14 protein-coding genes are annotated in these 16,392 nt (G+C 69.5%); 7 read left to right on the top strand and 7 right to left on the bottom strand.

Annotation, left to right across the window (positions count from 1 at the left end; genetic code table 11):
* Window positions 1–207: 207 nt before the first annotated feature.
* The 4 genes from rplI to rpsF form a co-directional block, all read right to left on the bottom strand.
* On the bottom strand, window positions 208–654 hold the full coding sequence (gene rplI, locus ABZZ17_RS36110) for a 50S ribosomal protein L9 (RefSeq protein WP_356882884.1): 447 nt from the start codon (window positions 652–654) through the stop codon (window positions 208–210).
* Between the two features lie 18 nt (window positions 655–672).
* Window positions 673–909: a 30S ribosomal protein S18 gene (rpsR, locus tag ABZZ17_RS36105; protein WP_005315025.1), complete on the bottom strand. Its 237-nt coding sequence runs from the start codon at window positions 907–909 to the stop codon at window positions 673–675.
* A gap of 43 nt (window positions 910–952) precedes the next feature.
* Window positions 953–1,552, bottom strand: a complete 600-nt coding sequence (locus ABZZ17_RS36100) for a single-stranded DNA-binding protein (RefSeq protein WP_356882882.1) — start codon at window positions 1,550–1,552, stop codon at window positions 953–955.
* A gap of 74 nt (window positions 1,553–1,626) precedes the next feature.
* Window positions 1,627–1,917: a 30S ribosomal protein S6 gene (gene rpsF, locus ABZZ17_RS36095; RefSeq protein ID WP_004950685.1), complete on the bottom strand. Its 291-nt coding sequence runs from the start codon at window positions 1,915–1,917 to the stop codon at window positions 1,627–1,629.
* Window positions 1,918–2,166: 249 nt separating this feature from the next.
* Here rpsF and ABZZ17_RS36090 point away from each other — a divergent pair, with 249 nt between their 5' ends.
* The 3 genes from ABZZ17_RS36090 to ABZZ17_RS36080 all read left to right on the top strand — a co-directional run bounded on the left by ABZZ17_RS36090 (window position 2,167) and on the right by ABZZ17_RS36080 (window position 4,825).
* Window positions 2,167–2,481, top strand: coding sequence for a hypothetical protein (locus ABZZ17_RS36090; RefSeq protein WP_356882880.1), 315 nt, complete (start codon window positions 2,167–2,169; stop codon window positions 2,479–2,481).
* Window positions 2,482–2,611: 130 nt separating this feature from the next.
* Window positions 2,612–3,730 (top strand): peptidoglycan bridge formation glycyltransferase FemA/FemB family protein, encoded by a 1,119-nt coding sequence (locus ABZZ17_RS36085; RefSeq protein ID WP_356882878.1) that lies wholly within the window; start codon window positions 2,612–2,614, stop codon window positions 3,728–3,730.
* Between the two features lie 63 nt (window positions 3,731–3,793).
* The gene (locus ABZZ17_RS36080; RefSeq protein WP_356882876.1) at window positions 3,794–4,825 is read left to right on the top strand and encodes an alanine racemase; all 1,032 of its coding nucleotides are present in this window, start codon (window positions 3,794–3,796) and stop codon (window positions 4,823–4,825) included.
* A gap of 6 nt (window positions 4,826–4,831) precedes the next feature.
* Here ABZZ17_RS36080 and ABZZ17_RS36075 read toward each other — a convergent pair whose 3' ends face one another.
* Window positions 4,832–6,310: a glycosyltransferase 87 family protein gene (locus ABZZ17_RS36075; RefSeq protein ID WP_356882874.1), complete on the bottom strand. Its 1,479-nt coding sequence runs from the start codon at window positions 6,308–6,310 to the stop codon at window positions 4,832–4,834.
* 92 nt (window positions 6,311–6,402) lie between these two features.
* Window positions 6,403–9,045 carry a transglycosylase domain-containing protein gene (locus tag ABZZ17_RS36070; RefSeq protein WP_356882872.1) on the bottom strand — a complete coding sequence of 881 codons (2,643 nt, stop codon included), beginning with the start codon at window positions 9,043–9,045 and terminating at the stop codon, window positions 6,403–6,405.
* 271 nt (window positions 9,046–9,316) lie between these two features.
* Between ABZZ17_RS36070 and ABZZ17_RS36065 the strand changes: the two genes are divergently transcribed.
* The 3 genes from ABZZ17_RS36065 (at window position 9,317) to ABZZ17_RS36055 (ending at window position 12,426) form a co-directional block, all read left to right on the top strand.
* Window positions 9,317–9,919: a helix-turn-helix transcriptional regulator gene (locus ABZZ17_RS36065; protein ID WP_356882870.1), complete on the top strand. Its 603-nt coding sequence runs from the start codon at window positions 9,317–9,319 to the stop codon at window positions 9,917–9,919.
* A 49-nt stretch (window positions 9,920–9,968) separates the two neighbouring features.
* Window positions 9,969–11,051: an inositol-3-phosphate synthase gene (locus ABZZ17_RS36060; RefSeq protein WP_069921078.1), complete on the top strand. Its 1,083-nt coding sequence runs from the start codon at window positions 9,969–9,971 to the stop codon at window positions 11,049–11,051.
* Between the two features lie 106 nt (window positions 11,052–11,157).
* Entirely contained in the window at window positions 11,158–12,426 is a 1,269-nt protein-coding gene (locus tag ABZZ17_RS36055) for an MFS transporter (protein WP_356882868.1), read from the top strand.
* Between the two features lie 66 nt (window positions 12,427–12,492).
* Here the strand turns inward: ABZZ17_RS36055 and ABZZ17_RS36050 are convergent, their stop codons facing one another.
* Window positions 12,493–13,944: a CCA tRNA nucleotidyltransferase gene (locus ABZZ17_RS36050; protein WP_356882866.1), complete on the bottom strand. Its 1,452-nt coding sequence runs from the start codon at window positions 13,942–13,944 to the stop codon at window positions 12,493–12,495.
* Between the two features lie 186 nt (window positions 13,945–14,130).
* On the opposite strand from ABZZ17_RS36050, the gene ABZZ17_RS36045 reads away from it, so the two are divergent.
* Window positions 14,131–16,392 (top strand): DUF6049 family protein, encoded by a 2,262-nt coding sequence (locus ABZZ17_RS36045; RefSeq protein ID WP_356882865.1) that lies wholly within the window; start codon window positions 14,131–14,133, stop codon window positions 16,390–16,392.

The raw sequence follows: 16,392 nt of genomic DNA, 5'->3' as shown, positions 1-16,392 counted from the left end.
TGCCCTCCCCCTCGCGCCCACGCCCCCCAGGCCCCCATCTCCCCCCCCCGCCGGACGTTTACCCTTCAAACACCCCTTTTTACCCGTCACACGGCCGTGCCCGGGAGGGGCTGTTTCACGTGAAACAGCCCCTCCCGGGCACGAGGCGGCTCCTGGAACGACGAAGGGCCGCACCCCCGGAGGGGTGCGGCCCTTCATGCGCTGCCCTTAGGCGGCGACGACCTCGATGCCCACGTTCGCGGCCACGTCGGCGTGCAGACGCACGGAGACCTGGTACGAACCGAGGGTCTTGATCGGGGAGCCCAGCTCCACGCGGCGCTTGTCGACCTTCGGGCCACCGGACGCCTCGATCGCCGAAGCGATGTCGGACGGCGTCACGGAGCCGAAGAGACGACCGGCGTCACCCGCGCGGGTGGCCAGACGGACCTTGACACCCTCGAGCTTGGCCTTGACCTCGTTGGCCTGCTCGATGGTCGCGATCTCGTGGATCTTGCGGGCGCGGCGGATCTGCGCCACGTCCTTCTCGCCACCCTTGGTCCAGCGGATCGCGAAACCACGCGGGACCAGGTAGTTGCGAGCGTAACCGTCCTTGACGTCGACGACATCGCCGGCGGCACCGAGGCCAGAAACCTCGTGGGTCAGGATGATCTTCATTAGTCGGTCACCCTTTCCTTATCGCGCGGTGGACGTGTAGGGCAGCAGCGCCATCTCACGGCTGTTCTTGACGGCCGTGGCGACGTCACGCTGGTGCTGCGTGCAGTTGCCGGTAACGCGGCGGGCACGGATCTTGCCGCGGTCGGAAATGAACTTCCGCAGCATGTTCGTGTCCTTGTAGTCCACGTACGCGGTCTTGTCCTTGCAGAACGCGCAGACCTTCTTCTTAGGCTTGCGCACAGGCGGCTTCGCCATTGTGTCTCTCCTGTGTGATCAAGAAGTGGGGATGCGAGCTGCCCTAGAAGGGCGGCTCGTCCGAGTAGCCACCGCCGGAGGAGCCGCCGGAGCTTCCGCCCCAACCGCCCCCGCCGCCGCCCTGCGGCTGGCCACCGGCCGGCGCGCTGGACGCCCACGGGTCGTCGGAGGGAGCTCCGCCGCCCTGCGGTGCGCCGCCGCCACCGGGGGCTCCGCCCCAGTTGCCGCCGCCACCCTGCTGCTGCTGACCGCCGCCGTATCCACCCTGGCCACCGCGACCCGTGGTCTTGGTGACCTTGGACGTGGCGTTCTTCAGGCTGGGGCCGACTTCCTCGACGTCCAGCTCGTAGACCGTGCGCTTGACACCCTCACGGTCCTCGTACGACCGCTGCTTCAGCCGGCCCTGCACGATGACGCGCATGCCCCGCTGAAGGGACTCGGCGACGTTCTCGGCCGCCTGCCGCCACACCGAGCAGGTCAGGAACAGGCTCTCGCCGTCCTTCCACTCATTGGTCTGACGGTCGAAGGTGCGGGGGGTGGACGCGACACGGAACTTCGCGACCGCCGCACCCGAGGGGGTGAAGCGCAGCTCGGGGTCGTCGACGAGATTGCCGACGACCGTGATGACGGTCTCGCCTGCCATGGATGAACCTCTCGGCGGGGATTGCTGCTGGGCTGCTGTGTACTACTCGGTCCCGATTACCGCTGAACCGAAGTTCAGTGGGTCTCGGGGCGGAGGACCTTGGTCCGGAGAACCGACTCGTTCAGGTTCATCTGGCGGTCGAGCTCCTTGACGACCGCAGGCTCGGCCTGCAGGTCGATGACCGAGTAGATGCCCTCGGGCTTCTTCTTGATCTCGTAAGCGAGACGACGACGGCCCCAGGTGTCGACCTTCTCGACCTTTCCGTTGCCCTCACGGACGACGGAGAGGAAGTTCTCGATCAGCGGGGAGACAGCGCGCTCCTCGAGATCGGGGTCGAGGATGACCATCACTTCGTAGTGACGCATGTGGAACCCACCTCCTTTGGACTCAGCGGCCACGGTCGTTCCGTGGCAGGAGGGTCGTGATGCGTGCGCACGGTGTCTGAGAACAGACACCGCGCAGACCGTACAGACTACCCCGTCGAATCCTTCCGGTTGAAATCCGCCGGGAGGAGGCCACAATCTGTATCCATCGGGTGTGCTCGGTGCTATGCCCCGGCCCTGTCGGCGGCGGCCCCGTCGCACCGCCCTGCTTCAGCCAGGAGGTGCCTTCCGATGGCACAGGCAATGCGACCGCAGCCCTCCATCTCGCTCTTCGCGACGGACGGCAAGTCCCATCCGCTCCAGGACACCCTGATGGCGGTCACCCTCACACTCGGCGCCGTGGCGTTCGTCACGGCGTTCTGGCACCACCTGCACCTGATCAGCTCGTGGGCCGGGCTGATCGGAATCCTGACCGGCGCCTACGGACAGTTCATCTCCGTCACGACACGCGAGCGCTTCGCGCTGATCATCGGCCTTGGCGCGTCTGCCATCGGCTTCTTCCTCGGCATGTTCCACGGCGGCCTCTTCGGCGGCTGGCTGGGCTGACCGGGGGACCTCCGCGACGGGGCGCCGGCTTCACCCGGCCCGGGCCCGGCCCGTCCCCCAGATGGGTGGCGCCCACGTCGCAGTAGGCTTCGCGCCATAGCCAGCGAAGCCGCCGGAGGAGACGCCCCGCATGAGCCTGTCCCTGAGGACCATCAGCCGAGAGCAGCATCTGGGATATCTCCAGAGCCTGCCCTCGGCGAGCCACTGCCAGGTCCCGGCGTGGGCCGACGTGAAGAACGAGTGGCGTTCCGAGAACCTGGGTTGGTTCGACGCCTCCGGCGAACTCGTCGGTGCCGCACTGGTTTTGTACCGCCAGCTGCCCAAGGTGAAGCGGTACCTCGCGTACCTCCCCGAGGGCCCGGTCATCAACTGGTACGCCCCGAATCTGGAGGAATGGCTCCAGCCGATGCTGGCGCACCTGAAGCACCAGGGCGCCTTCACCGTGAAGATGGGCCCGCCCGTCGTCATCCGCCGCTGGAACTCGGCCGCCATCAAGGCCGGCATCCAGGACCCCGAGGTCAAGCGCCTGCGTGACGTGGAGGCTTCGGTCATCGAGCCCCGCGCCTTCGAGGTGTCCGACAAGCTGCGCCGCATGGGCTGGCAGCAGGCCGAGGACGGCGGCGCCGGCTTCGGCGACGTCCAGCCCCGCTACGTGTTCCAGGTGCCGCTGGCGAACCGCTCGCTGGACGACGTCCTCAAGGGCTTCAACCAGCTGTGGCGCCGCAACATCAAGAAGGCCGAGAAGGCCGGCGTCGAGGTCGTCCAGGGCGGCTACGAGGACCTGCCCACCTGGCAGCACCTCTACGAGATCACCGCCGAGCGCGACAAGTTCCGCCCGCGCCCGCTCAGTTACTTCCAGCGCCAGTGGACGGCCCTCAACTCCGAGGACCCCAACCGCATGCGGCTGTACATCGCCACGCACGAGGGGGAGCCGCTGGCCGCCGCCACGATGCTCACCGTCGGCCAGCACGTCTGGTACTCGTACGGCGCCTCCGCCAACCACAAGCGCGAGGTCCGCCCGTCGAACGCGATGCAGTGGCGCATGCTGCGCGACTCGTACGCACTCGGCGCGAGCGTCTACGACCTCCGCGGCATCAGCGACACGCTGGACGAGAACGACCACCTGTTCGGCCTCATCCAGTTCAAGGTGGGCACGGGCGGCGAGGCCGTCGAGTACGTCGGCGAGTGGGACTTCCCGCTGAACAAGCTGCTGCACAAGGCGCTCGACATGTATATGTCCCGCCGCTGACCCACCTCCCCCACACACCCCACCGCTGCACCAGGCAGCTCCCAAGAGAGGTTCCGGACGGGCATGGCGCTCACGCTCTACGTCGACACCGCGCGCTGGCGTGCGCACCAGAAGCAGATCACGGACCAGTTCCCCGGACTGATCCCGGTCTGCAAGGGCAACGGCTACGGCTTCGGCCACGAGCGGCTGTGCGAGGAGGCGACCCGGATGGGCGCCGACATCCTGGCCGTCGGCACCACGTACGAGGCCGCCAGCATCAAGGACTGGTTCGGCGGCGACCTGCTCGTCCTCACCCCGTTCCGGCGGGGCGAGGACCCGGTGCCGCTGCCGGACCGGGTGATCCGCTCGGTGTCCTCGGTGGACGGGGTCCGGGGCCTGGTCGGCGCCCGCGTCGTCATCGAGTGCATGAGCTCGATGCGCCGCCACGGCGTCTCCGAGCAGGACCTGGGCCAGCTCCAGGCGGCGATCGAGGACGTCCGGCTGGAGGGCTTCGCCCTGCACCTGCCGCTCGACCGCCCGGACGGCTCTGACGCCGTCGAGGAGGTCATCGGCTGGATGGACCGGCTGCGCGCCGCCCGGCTGCCGCTGCACACCATGTTCGTCAGCCACCTGCGGGCCGAGGAGCTGACGCGGCTCCAGCAGCAGTTCCCGCAGACCCGCTTCCGGGCCCGGATCGGCACCCGGCTGTGGCTGGGCGACCACGACGCGACCCAGTACCGCGGTGCGGTCCTGGACGTGACGCGGGTCTCCAAGGGGGACCGGTTCGGCTACCGCCAGCAGAAGGCCGCCTCCGACGGCTGGCTGGTCGTGGTCGCCGGCGGCACCTCGCACGGGGTGGGCCTGGAGGCCCCCAAGGCCCTGCACGGGGTGATGCCGCGCGCCAAGGGCGTGGCCCGGGCCGGCCTGGCCACGGTCAACCGGAACCTGTCGCCGTTCGTTTGGGCGGGCAAGCAGCGCTGGTTCGCCGAGCCCCCGCACATGCAGGTGTCGATCCTGTTCGTGCCCTCGGACGCGACCGAGCCGAAGGTCGGCGACGAGCTGGTGGCGCACTTGCGCCACACCACCACTCAGTTCGACCGGGTGCTCGACGCCTGACCCCGGTCAGTGACCGGGGCCCGTGCCCCAGTCGACCCGCTGTCCCTGCGAAGGCGCCGCGTACTGCGGCGCCTTCGCCGCGCGCGGGAGCACGAACTTGTCCTCCGCCCCGTCCAGGACCCCGCCGGACGGGTCGTCCGAGCCGTCGCGCCGTACGACGTCCCGCTCGGGCAGCAGGATGTCCCGCACCACGACGGCGCACAGGTAGAGCGTGGCCAGCAGGTGGGCGGCGATCGCCAGCTGGTAGCCCTCCACGGGCAGGCCCTGGTGCTTGTCACCGCTGGTCGTGTAGGCGAGGTAGAACCAGATCCCCAGGTAGTACAGGACCTCGCCCGCCTGCCAGACCAGGAAGTCCCGCCAGCGCGGACGGGCCAGCGCGGCGAGCGGGATGAGCCACAGGACGTACTGCGGCGAGTAGACCTTGTTGGCCAGGATGAAGGCGGCGACGACCAGGAACGCCAGCTGTGCGAACCGGGGGCGCCTGGGAGCCGTCAGGGTGAGCAGTCCGATGGCCAGGCACATCAGCAGCGTCAGGCCCGTCGCGTACGTGTTGGCCCCCTCCAGGGGGTTGCCGGTGCGCTGTGAGATCAGCAGCCACACGGAGCCGAAGTCGATCGGCCGGTCCTGGCTGAAGACGTAGAACCGCTTCCAGCCGTCCCAGGCGAAGAGCATGACCGGCGCGTTCACCACGAGCCAGGCGACCACCGCGCCGCCGGCGGCGGCGCGGAAGGCCCGCCACTTGCCGGCCCGCCAGCAGAGCACGAACAGGACGCCGAGCAGCAGGGCGGGATAGAGCTTGGCGGCGGTGGCCAGCCCGATGAAGACGCCGGCGAGCAGGGGCCGGCTCCGGGACCACATCAGCATGGCGACGGCGGCCAGGGCGACGGCCGGCAGGTCCCAGTTGATCGTCGCGTTGAGCGCGAAGGCCGGGGCCAGTGCGAGGAGCAGCGCGTCCCACGGCCGACGGCGGTGGGTCCGGGCGACGCAGACGGCGAGGACCGCGGCGCAGGCCATCAGCATGCCCGCGTTGACCATCCAGTACATCTGTTCGCGGTGCTGGATGGAGCCGGAGGTGGGGGTCAGCCAGGAGGCGATCTGCATGAAGGCCCCGGTGAGCACCGGGTACTCCAGGTACTGCATGTCGCCGTACTTCGGCTCCTGGTCCGGGAAGCGGTCGAAGTACGGCACGAGGCCGTCGGCGAAGCCGCGCGCGGAGTACAGGTGCGGGATGTCGGAGTAGCAGGCGTGGGTGTACTGCGAGCCGGCCCCCTGGAACCACGCCCAGTCGTAGCAGGGCAGCTTCTGCACCATGCCGAGGGCGAACATCCCGAGGACCACCAGCACCACGACGCGGACCGGTCCCAGCCAGTGGCCGCCGAGGCGGACGTGGCGGCCGATGGGGCCGCCCAGGAACTCGCTGCCTGCCGCGGCGACCTCGTCCTGCTGGGTGGGCAGTACGGGCCGCTCCTCGTGCACCTTGGTCATGCGCTCATCCTGCCGTACGGGGCCGGACGCGCGGGAGGGCCGTCGCACGGGGTGCGACGGCCCTCGCCGGTGCGGAGGGGGAGAGTACGGGGTCAGCCGGAGGCGCCCATGTTCATTCCCCAGTTGGTCGAGCCGCCGGGGCGGCCCGGCCGGCCCGTGCTGGGCGAGGAGGGCATCCCGGTGGTTCCGCCGTCCGGGAAGCCGCCGGCGCCACCGCTGTGGCCGCCCGGGCCGTTGCCGCCGTTGCCGCCGTTCGTGTTGCCGTCGGTGGTGCCGCCGGCGGTCTCCGGGTCGCAGTACAGGCCCGCCCACGGCTTGCAGGACGGCTTGCCTCCGTGGGAGGGGGAGGGCGACACCGGGGGCGGGGAGCTCGACGGCGGGGCCGAAGGCGTCGGGGAGGGCGAGTAGGAGGGAGCGGGGGGCGACGGGGTGGGGGCCCCGGAGGCGTCGGCCGTGACGCCGATCTCCTCGGGCTCCGGGAACTGCTTGACCGGCTTGCCCTTCAGCGCCTCGCGCATGTACTCCGTCCAGATCACGGCCGGGATGTCACCACCGTGGATGGAGTCGACGCCGCCCACGTTGTTCATGGACATCAACTCCTTGTCCTTGGAGTTCGGGTCGTTGCGGAACAGCGTGACCGAGGTGGAGAGCTCGGGGGTGTAGCCGACGAACCAGGCCGACTTGTTCTGGTCGGTGGTGCCGGTCTTGCCCGCGGCGGGACGGCCCAGCTTCTTCGCCTTGACGCCGGTGCCGTTCTCGACGACGTTCTGCAGGACCTTCGTGATGTTGTCCGCGATGGCGTCGTCCATGGCCCGGGCCTCCTTGGGGGGCTGGAAGCCCGGCAGGTCCTGGCCGTCCTTGGTGACCTGGAGCACGGAGAAGGGCTCGTGGTGCGTGCCGGAGGCGGCGAAGGTGGCGTACGAGTCGGCCATGCGGATGGCGCTGGGCGTGGAGGTGCCGAGGGCGAAGGAGGCGTTGTTGTCCGGGTCCATCGACTCGTCGAGGATCCCGGTGGACCGCGCGACCTCGCGGACCTTGGCGTGGCCGACGTCGAAGACCAGCTGGGCGAACGGGACGTTGATCGACTGCCGCATCGCTTCGTCGAGGGTCACGTAGCCGAAGGCCTGGGGGCTTTCGTTCTTCTGCTTGAAGGGTTCGCCGTTCTTGCCCAGCAGCGGCTTGCCCTGCCGGTTGGTGATCACGGTGAGGTCGTCGGCGAGGTACTTGCTGTCGACCGAGATGCCCGCGCCCTTGGAGTTCTGGGTGCCGTACTGCATGGCCGCGGCCAGCACGTACGGCTTCCAGGTGGAGCCCACGGGGACGCCGGCGGTGTTGGCGTTGTTGGAGAAGTGCTTGTGGTCCCAGCCGGGGCCTCCGTACAGGGCCACGATCGCCCCGGACTTCACGTCCACGGAGGCGGCGCCGAACTGGACGAAGGTGTCGTACTGGGGCCGCTTCTTCTCGTCGAGGAAGTCGTCCCGCGTGTCCTCGACCGCCTTGGACAGGGCTTCCACCTTGGACTTCTCGAAGGTGGTCTTGATCGTGTAGCCGCCCAGGGCCATCTTCTCGGCCGTGATGCCCGTGGTCTTCATGACGTACTGCTTGGCCACCTCGACGAGGTAGCCGGTCTGCCCGGACATGCCGCGGGCCTGCTCGGAGTCGACCCGCGCCGGGAACTCCCGGTACTTGTCGCGCTCGGCCTGCGGCATGCGGCCCACCGCGACCTCGCGGTCGAGGACCCAGGCCCAGCGCGCGCGGGCCCGCTTCTCGTTCGCCTCGGGGGTGGCCGCGGTGCCGATGCCGCCGTCCGGGTTGTAGAGGTTCGGGCCCTTGAGCAGGGAGGCGAGGAAGGCGCTCTGGGACGGGTCGAGGTCCTTGGCGTCCTTGCCGAAGTAGGCGCGGGCGGCGGCCTGGATGCCGTAGGCGTCCCGGCCGTAGTAGGCGGTGTTCAGGTAGCCGGCGAGGACCTTGTCCTTCTCCTCGGTCATGCCCAGCCTGATCGAGATGAAGAGCTCGGTGACCTTCCGCTTGAGCGTCTGCTCGGAGTCCAGGTACATGTTCTTCACGTACTGCTGGGTGATCGTCGAGCCGCCCTGGGTGGACCCGCCGGTGGCCATGTTCACCACGGCGCGGGCGATGCCCATCGGGTCGACGCCCTTGTCGGTCTCGAAGGACTCGTTCTCCGCGGCGATCACGGCGTTGCGCATCGACAGGGGAATGGCGTCGATGGACACGATCTGCCGGTTCGTGGAGCCGCCGGTGGCGACCATCTGGGTGCCGTCCGACCACTGGAAGACGTTGTTCTGCGCCTTGGCCGCCTTGTTCGGGTCCGGCGTGCCCACGCTGGCGATACCGATGCCGGCGCCGGCGACGATGACCGCGAAGAAGCCCAGGAACGTGCCGCTGACCAGCTTCCAGGAAGGCACGAAGCGCTTCCAGCCGTCCTTTTCGGCGCGCGGGTAGTTGACGATCCGGCTCCCGCCCCTCCCGCCCCTCCCGCCGTTGCCGCCGCGGCCCGCGCGGCCGCGGCCCGCGGCGGCCCCGCGCTGTGCGGCCCGGCGGGCGTCCGCGCGGCCGCCGTGGGCGGTCTGCTCTGCGTACGGTCCGCTGGGTGACGCCGTGGGGACGTCACGTCCGGACCCGGCGCCCCGGCCGGGGCGCTGTTGCGCGGCCCGGCGGGACGCGGCGCGTCCGCCGCCCTGGGGCTGCGGCGGTTTGCGGCGGTGCTCGCTCATCGAACGACTACTCCTCGGGCAGGCGAGTGGCCTGGAAGCGGCTGGTGAATTCCGGTTCCCCCGTTGTGTTGCCGCTCAGACTACGCACGGCCAAAACCCGACCAGTGCCGAAGTTCACCCCAAATCAGTCACCTTGCGTCGTACGAATTGGTGATGTGACGCCGGTCACCACGTCACCCCTTGTCGCGGAGGGCTACCCGTTCTATCGTCTGGATGTATCGAGCCGATACATCAGCTCGGCATAAACTCAGAGGCAGAGAGAGGCAGGCGGATGAGCAGGCGCTCAGGCATCCTCGAGTTCGCCGTCCTCGGCCTGCTTCGCGAATCCCCCATGCACGGTTACGAGCTCCGCAAGCGGCTCAACACCTCGCTGGGGGTCTTCAGGGCGTTCAGCTACGGGACTCTCTATCCCTGCCTCAAGACGCTCGTCGCCAACGGCTGGTTGATCGAAGAACCGGGCAACGCTCCGGAAGACGCTCTCGCCGCTTCACTCGCAGGGCGCCGCGCCAAGATCGTCTACCGGTTGACGGCAGCAGGTAAGGAGCACTTCGAAGAGCTCCTCTCCCACACCGGCCCCGATACCTGGGAGGACGAGTCCTTCGCCGCCCGCTTCGCCTTCTTCGGCCAGACCGAACGCGAGGTACGGATGCGGGTACTGGAGGGCCGCCGCAGCCGGCTGGAGGAGCGCCTGGAGAAGATGCGCGCCTCGCTAGCCCGCACACGGGAGCGTCTCGACGACTACACGCTCGAGCTACAGCGACACGGCATGGAATCCGTGGAGCGTGAAGTGCGCTGGCTGAACGAGCTCATCGAGAGCGAGCGGGCGGGACGGGATCAGAGAAAACCCGGCCCGTCCGACGAAACTGCAAAGTGAGGCCTGCATCTGCAGGCCTCGTTCCGAGAACAAACAGGGAGCAACCGGAATGGGTTCGGTTCGCGTAGCCATCGTCGGCGTGGGCAACTGCGCCGCCTCGCTGGTGCAGGGCGTCGAGTACTACAAGGACGCCGACCCGGCGGCCAAGGTCCCCGGTCTGATGCACGTCCAGTTCGGCGACTACCACGTGCGTGACATCGAGTTCGTCGCCGCGTTCGACGTCGACGCGAAGAAGGTCGGCCTCGACCTTTCGGACGCCATCGGCGCCAGCGAGAACAACACCATCAAGATCTGCGACGTCCCCAACACGGGCGTCACCGTGCAGCGCGGCCACACCTACGACGGCCTGGGCAAGTACTACCGCCTGACCATCGAGGAGTCCGCCGAGGCCCCGGTCGACGTGGTCCAGATCCTCAAGGACCGTCAGGTCGACGTCCTGATCTGCTACCTCCCCGTCGGTTCCGAGGACGCGGCGAAGTTCTACGCCCAGTGCGCCATCGACGCCAAGGTCGCGTTCGTCAACGCCCTCCCGGTCTTCATCGCCGGCACCAAGGAGTGGGCGGACAAGTTCACCGAGGCCGGTGTCCCGATCGTCGGCGACGACATCAAGTCCCAGGTCGGCGCCACCATCACGCACCGCGTGATGGCGAAGCTGTTCGAGGACCGCGGTGTCCGGCTTGAGCGCACCATGCAGCTCAACGTCGGCGGCAACATGGACTTCAAGAACATGCTCGAGCGCGACCGCCTCGAGTCGAAGAAGATCTCCAAGACGCAGGCCGTCACCTCGCAGATCCCCGACCGTGAGCTCGGCGAGAAGAACGTCCACATCGGCCCGTCCGACTACGTCGCGTGGCTCGACGACCGCAAGTGGGCCTACGTCCGCCTCGAAGGCCGTGCCTTCGGCGACGTCCCGCTGAACCTCGAGTACAAGCTCGAGGTGTGGGACTCCCCGAACTCCGCCGGTGTCATCATCGACGCGCTGCGCGCCGCGAAGATCGCCAAGGACCGCGGCATCGGCGGCCCGATCCTGTCGGCGTCGAGCTACTTCATGAAGTCCCCGCCGGTCCAGTACTTCGACGACGAGGCCTACGCGAACGTCGAGAAGTTCATCAAGGGTGAGGTCGAGCGCTAGTCGCACCCCCAAGTGTCCTGCGGACACCTGGTCTTCGACTGATCTTCCGCCGAGGGTCCCCGGGCAATGTGTCCGGGGACCCTCGGCGTATGTGACCCTTGCCCTCATGCCTGTCGTACGTGATCTGCGCGTACTCCTGCGCCTGAGGGACTTCCGCAACCTGCTCGCCGTACGGCTGCTCTCCCAGGCCGCCGACGGCGTCTACCAGGTCGCGCTCGCCACCTACGTGGTCTTCTCCCCGGAGAAGCAGGCCTCGCCCGCGGCCATCGCCTCGGCCATGGCGGTGCTCCTGCTGCCGTACTCGGTGATCGGCCCGTTCGCCGGGGTGCTGCTGGACCGGTGGCGCCGCCGCCAGGTCTTCCTCTACGGCAATCTGCTGCGGGCCTTCCTCGCCTGCGTGACGGGCGTGCTGATCGTCGCCCACGTCCCCGACTGGCTCTTCTACGCCTCGGCCCTCTCCGTCACGGCGGTCAACCGCTTCGTACTCGCCGGACTCGCCGCGTCTTTGCCCCGCGTCGTCGGACCCGACGAGCTGGTCACCGCCAACGCCCTCTCGCCGACCGCCGGAACCCTCGCGGCCGTGGGCGGGGGAGGCCTCGCCTTCCTCGTCCGGCTCCTGGCCTCCGACAGCAACGCCCTCGTCGTCCTGCTCGGCGCCGGCCTCTACCTGGGGGCCGCCCTGGCCTCCCTGCGGCTGGCCGTCGGCCTGCTCGGACCCGACCGTCCCCCGGGGCACGGACACCCCTCGGTCGCCGAGGGCGCGGTCCTCACCGTGCGCGGCATGGCCGAGGGCCTGAAGCACCTGGCCGAGCGGCGCGAGGCCGCGCTGGCGCTCACCGCGATGACCCTGATGCGGTTCTGCTACGGAGCCCTGACCGTCACGCTGCTGATGCTCTGCCGCTACGCCTGGTCGGACAACGAATCCGACGGCCTGGCCCTGCTGGGCATCGCCGTCGGGGTCTCGGGCGCCGGGTTCTTCGCCGCCGCCGTCATCACGCCCTGGCTGGTGACCCGGCTGGGAACCCTGGGCTGCATCACGGTCTGCGCCGCCGGCGCGGCCGTGCTCGTGCCCGCGCTGGGGCTCTTCTTCGCGCCCGGGCCGATGCTCGTCGCCGCGTTCGTCCTCGGTCTCGCCACGCAGGGCGCCAAGATCTCCACCGACACGGTCGTGCAGTCCCGGGTGGACGACGAGTTCCGCGGCCGGGTCTTCTCCGTGTACGACGTGCTGTTCAACGTGGCCTTCGTCGGGGCGGCCGCCGTCTCCTCGCTGATGCTCCCGGCCGACGGCCGGTCCACCACGCTGATCGTGACCGTGGCCCTGATCTACGGCGCCACGGCCGTGCTCGTGCAGCGACGAGGGCGATGTTTCACGTGAAACATCGCCCCGAGCCGATGCGGGCCGCGCGACGTTTCACGTGAAACATCGCGCGGGTTCCCCACCTCAGGCCTGGGCCTCCTGGGCAGCCCACCACTCCTTGAGGGCCTCCACCGCCGCGTCGTGCCCCATCGGGCCGTTCTCCAGCCTGAGCTCCAGCAGGAAGGCGTACGCCTTTCCCACCACCGGGCCGGGGCCGACCTCCAGCACGCGCTGGATCTCGTTCCCGTCCAGGTCGGGCCGGATCGCGTCCAGCTCCTCCTGCTCCTGGAGCTGCGCGATGCGCTCCTCCAGGCCGTCATAGGTGCGGGACAGCGCATTGGCCTTGCGCTTGTTGCGCGTGGTGCAGTCCGACCGGGTCAGCTTGTGCAGCCGGCCGAGGAGCGGGCCCGCGTCGCGCACGTAGCGCCGCACCGCGGAGTCGGTCCACTCGCCGTCCCCGTACCCGTGGAAGCGCAGGTGCAGCTCCACGAGCCGGGACACGTCCTTGACCATGTCGTTGGAGTACTTCAGCGCGGTCATGCGCTTCTTGGTCATCTTCGCGCCCACCACCTCGTGGTGGTGGAAGGAGACCCGGCCGTCGCTCTCGAACCGGCGGGTGCGGGGCTTGCCGATGTCGTGCAGCAGAGCGGCCAGCCGCAGCACGAGGTCGGGGCCCTCCTCCTCCAGCGCGATCGCCTGCTCCAGCACGATCAGGGAGTGGTCGTACACGTCCTTGTGCCGGTGGTGCTCGTCGCTCTCCAGACGCAGCGCGGGCAGCTCGGGCAGCACCCGGTCCGCCAGACCCGTGTCCACGAGCAGCCCCAGACCCTTGCGGGGGTGCGCCGACAGCAGCAGCTTGTTCAGCTCGCCCTGCACGCGCTCCGCCGAGACGATCTCGATCCGGTCGGACATCGCCTTCATCGCCGCCACCACGTCGGGAGCGACCTCGAAGTCCAGCTGCGCGGCGAACCGGGCAGCGCGCAGCATCCGCAGCGGGTCGTCGGAGAAGGACTCCTCTGGTGTGCCGGGGGTCCGCAGCACGCCCGCCGCCAGGTCCTCCAGACCGCCGTGCGGGTCGACGAACTCCTGCTCCGGCAGGGCCAGCGCCATGGCGTTGACCGTGAAGTCACGCCGGACCAGGTCCTCCTCGATGGAGTCGCCGTAGGAGACCTCGGGCTTGCGGGAGGTGCGGTCGTAGGCCTCGGAGCGGTACGTCGTCACCTCGATCTGGAAGCCCCGCTTCTGCGCCCCCACCGTGCCGAAGGCGATGCCGACGTCCCAGAGCGAGTCCGCCCACGGCCGGATGATCTTCAGGACGTCCTCGGGACGCGCGTCCGTGGTGAAGTCGAGGTCGTTGCCGAGCCGCCCGAGCAGCGCGTCGCGGACGGACCCGCCGACCAGGGCGAGGCGGAAGCCCGCCTCCTGGAACCGGCGGCCGAGCTCGTCGGCGACAGGGGCGACCCGCAGCAGTTCACTGACCGCGCGGCGCTGCACCTGACTCAGGGCACTGGGGGTGTCTTCATTGGCGTTCGGCACAACAGAAAAGGGTACGTGGCCCACCCGGCACGGTCTCCCGCGTTATGCGCCCACCCCCGACGCCCGGGCCTCCGGGGGCCGCCCCGATCATGTGGAGCAAGGCGCGGCACTCGCGCACAGCGCACCTCGTTACCATGCGTGGACGCAGAAACGACGACCACTGACACTTCGAGGACGGGCGAGCGCGTGGCCGAGGCGGCAGACATCCAGGGGGGCACTCACACCCCTGCCCGGCGCCGCTGGCTGCGGCGGGCGGTGGTCCTGCTCGCCGGGACGCCGGTGCTGGCCGCCCTGGTCTACGCTCCCGCCCCGCCGGCCCAGGCCGCCGAGGCCTCGGTCGACGTCCAGCTGGACGAGGTGAGCCCGAGCGCTCCGGTCAAGAGCGACACGCTGACCGTCTCCGGAACCGTGGTCAACAACAGCTCCGAGACGATCAAGGGCGCCCACGTCGGACTCCGGGTCGGGCCGAGGCTGGGCGACCGGGCGGCCATCGACGAGGTCGCCGACCGCAAGGGCTTCCGTCCGGGCGTGGATCCGGGGGAGATCGACGAGGCCTTCGCCTTCAAGATCGACTCGCTTCCCTCCAAGGTCGGCCAGCCGTTCTCCATCAAGGTTCCGGTCAACAAGCTGGACCTGGGCGCGGACGGCGTCTACCAGCTCGGCGTCTCCGTGTCCGGGGGGACCGACAGCCGCCCCGCCGAGCGGGTCCTCGGCATCCAGCGGACCTTCCTGCCGTGGCAGCCGGACCCCGCCGCCAAGCGCTCGTCCGTGAGCTACGTGTGGCCGCTGATCTCCACGACCCGCGTCACCGCGGAGACCGGCTCGGACGAGCTGCAGACCCCCGTCTTCAGCGACGACTCCCTGGCCAAGGAGCTGGAATCGGGCGGCCGCCTGGAACGGATGGTCTCGCTTGGCAAGGACCTGCCCGTCACCTGGGTCATCGACCCCGACCTGCTGGCCACGGTCGACGCCATGACCAAGGGCTACCGGGTCCGCAGCCCCGACCCCGACGGCAAGCCCGTCCAGGGCAAGAACAAGGCCGTGGCCGAGCAGTGGCTGAACTCCCTGGAGCTCGCCGTCCAGGGCAAGAAGGTCGTCGCGCTGCCCTTCGCCGACCCTGACCTCGCCTCCCTGGCCCACCACGGCAAGGACGTCTCGGGCACCCTCGGCCAGCTCCGGCCCGCCACCGACAAGGCGAAGCGGGCCGTGGAGACCGTCCTCCACGTCACCCCCTCCACCGACTTCTCCTGGCCCGTGAACGGCGCGATCGACCCCGCGATCGTCAACGTCGCCACTTCGGCCGGCGCCCACAACGTCCTCACGCGCAGCGACAGCCTCCAGGAGACCGGCGCCCTCGGGTACACCCCCTCGGCCGCCCGGCCCATCGGCGCGGGCACCACCGCCGTGGTCGCCGACGCCGAGCTCTCCACCGCCTTCGAGGGCGACATGTCCCACGCAGGGAACTCCGCGCTCGCCGTGCAGCAGTTCCTCGCCCACAGCCTCGCGCTCAACCTCCACCAGGGCGACGAGCCGCGCAGCTACGTGGTCGCGCCCCAGCGGATGCCCACGGTCACGCAGGCGGAGACGATGGCCATCGCCCTGCGCGGCCTCCAGGCGGCCCGCTGGAGCCAGCCCTCCGACCTGGAAGCCGCGGCCGCCGCCAAGCCCGACCCCGGCGCCGCGACCCAGGTTCCGGGTGCCGGGCAGTACCCCGAGTCCCTGAGCAAGCAGGAACTCCCGGTGTCGGCGTTCGAGAAGATCCGTACGACCCAGAACACCCTCGACCACTTCAAGGTCATCCTCAGCGCTCCGGACCGGGTCGAGATCCCCTTCGGCAACACGACCAACCGCGAGATGTCCACCTCCTGGCGCGGCCGCCCCGAGGAGGCCCGGCTCTACCGGGACGAGGTCCAGCAGTACCTGCTCGGGCTGACCGAGAAGGTCAAGGTCATCCCCAAGTCCGACGCAACGCTGTCCGGACACAGCGCGACCATCCCGGTCAGCGTCCAGAACAGCCTCGTGCAGGACGTCGACAACCTCGTGCTGCGCGTGAAGTCCGCCAACCCGACCCGCCTGATGTTCGGCGGCAGCGGGGAGCAGGAGGTCACCGTCCAGGGCGGGCACAGCCAGACGGTGAAGTTCACGGCCAACGCCACCGCGAGCGGTCCGGTCGAGGTGACCGCGCAGCTCTTCACCAAGAACGGCGTTCCCTACGGCAAGGCGCGCACGTTCACCGTCGAGGCGACCGAGATCACACCCACGGTCATGCTGGTCATCGCCGGTGGCGTGCTGCTGCTGGTCCTCGCAGGCATCAAGATGTACGCGAGCCGCAAGCGCGTCGCGGCCCGCACGGCCGCGGAGGAGAGCACGCAGCCGAGTGACGAGTCCCCGGACACCGGACCGCAAAGCACCGAGGGGTCCGGCACGAGTGAGACAGTGGACCGTTGA

This window comes from Streptomyces sp. NPDC006512 (genome assembly GCF_040611935.1).
Classification (GTDB): Bacteria; Actinomycetota; Actinomycetes; order Streptomycetales; family Streptomycetaceae; genus Streptomyces.
The sequence above is the reverse complement of the archived record's forward strand: the minus strand, read 5'-3'. Positions and strand labels throughout refer to the sequence as shown.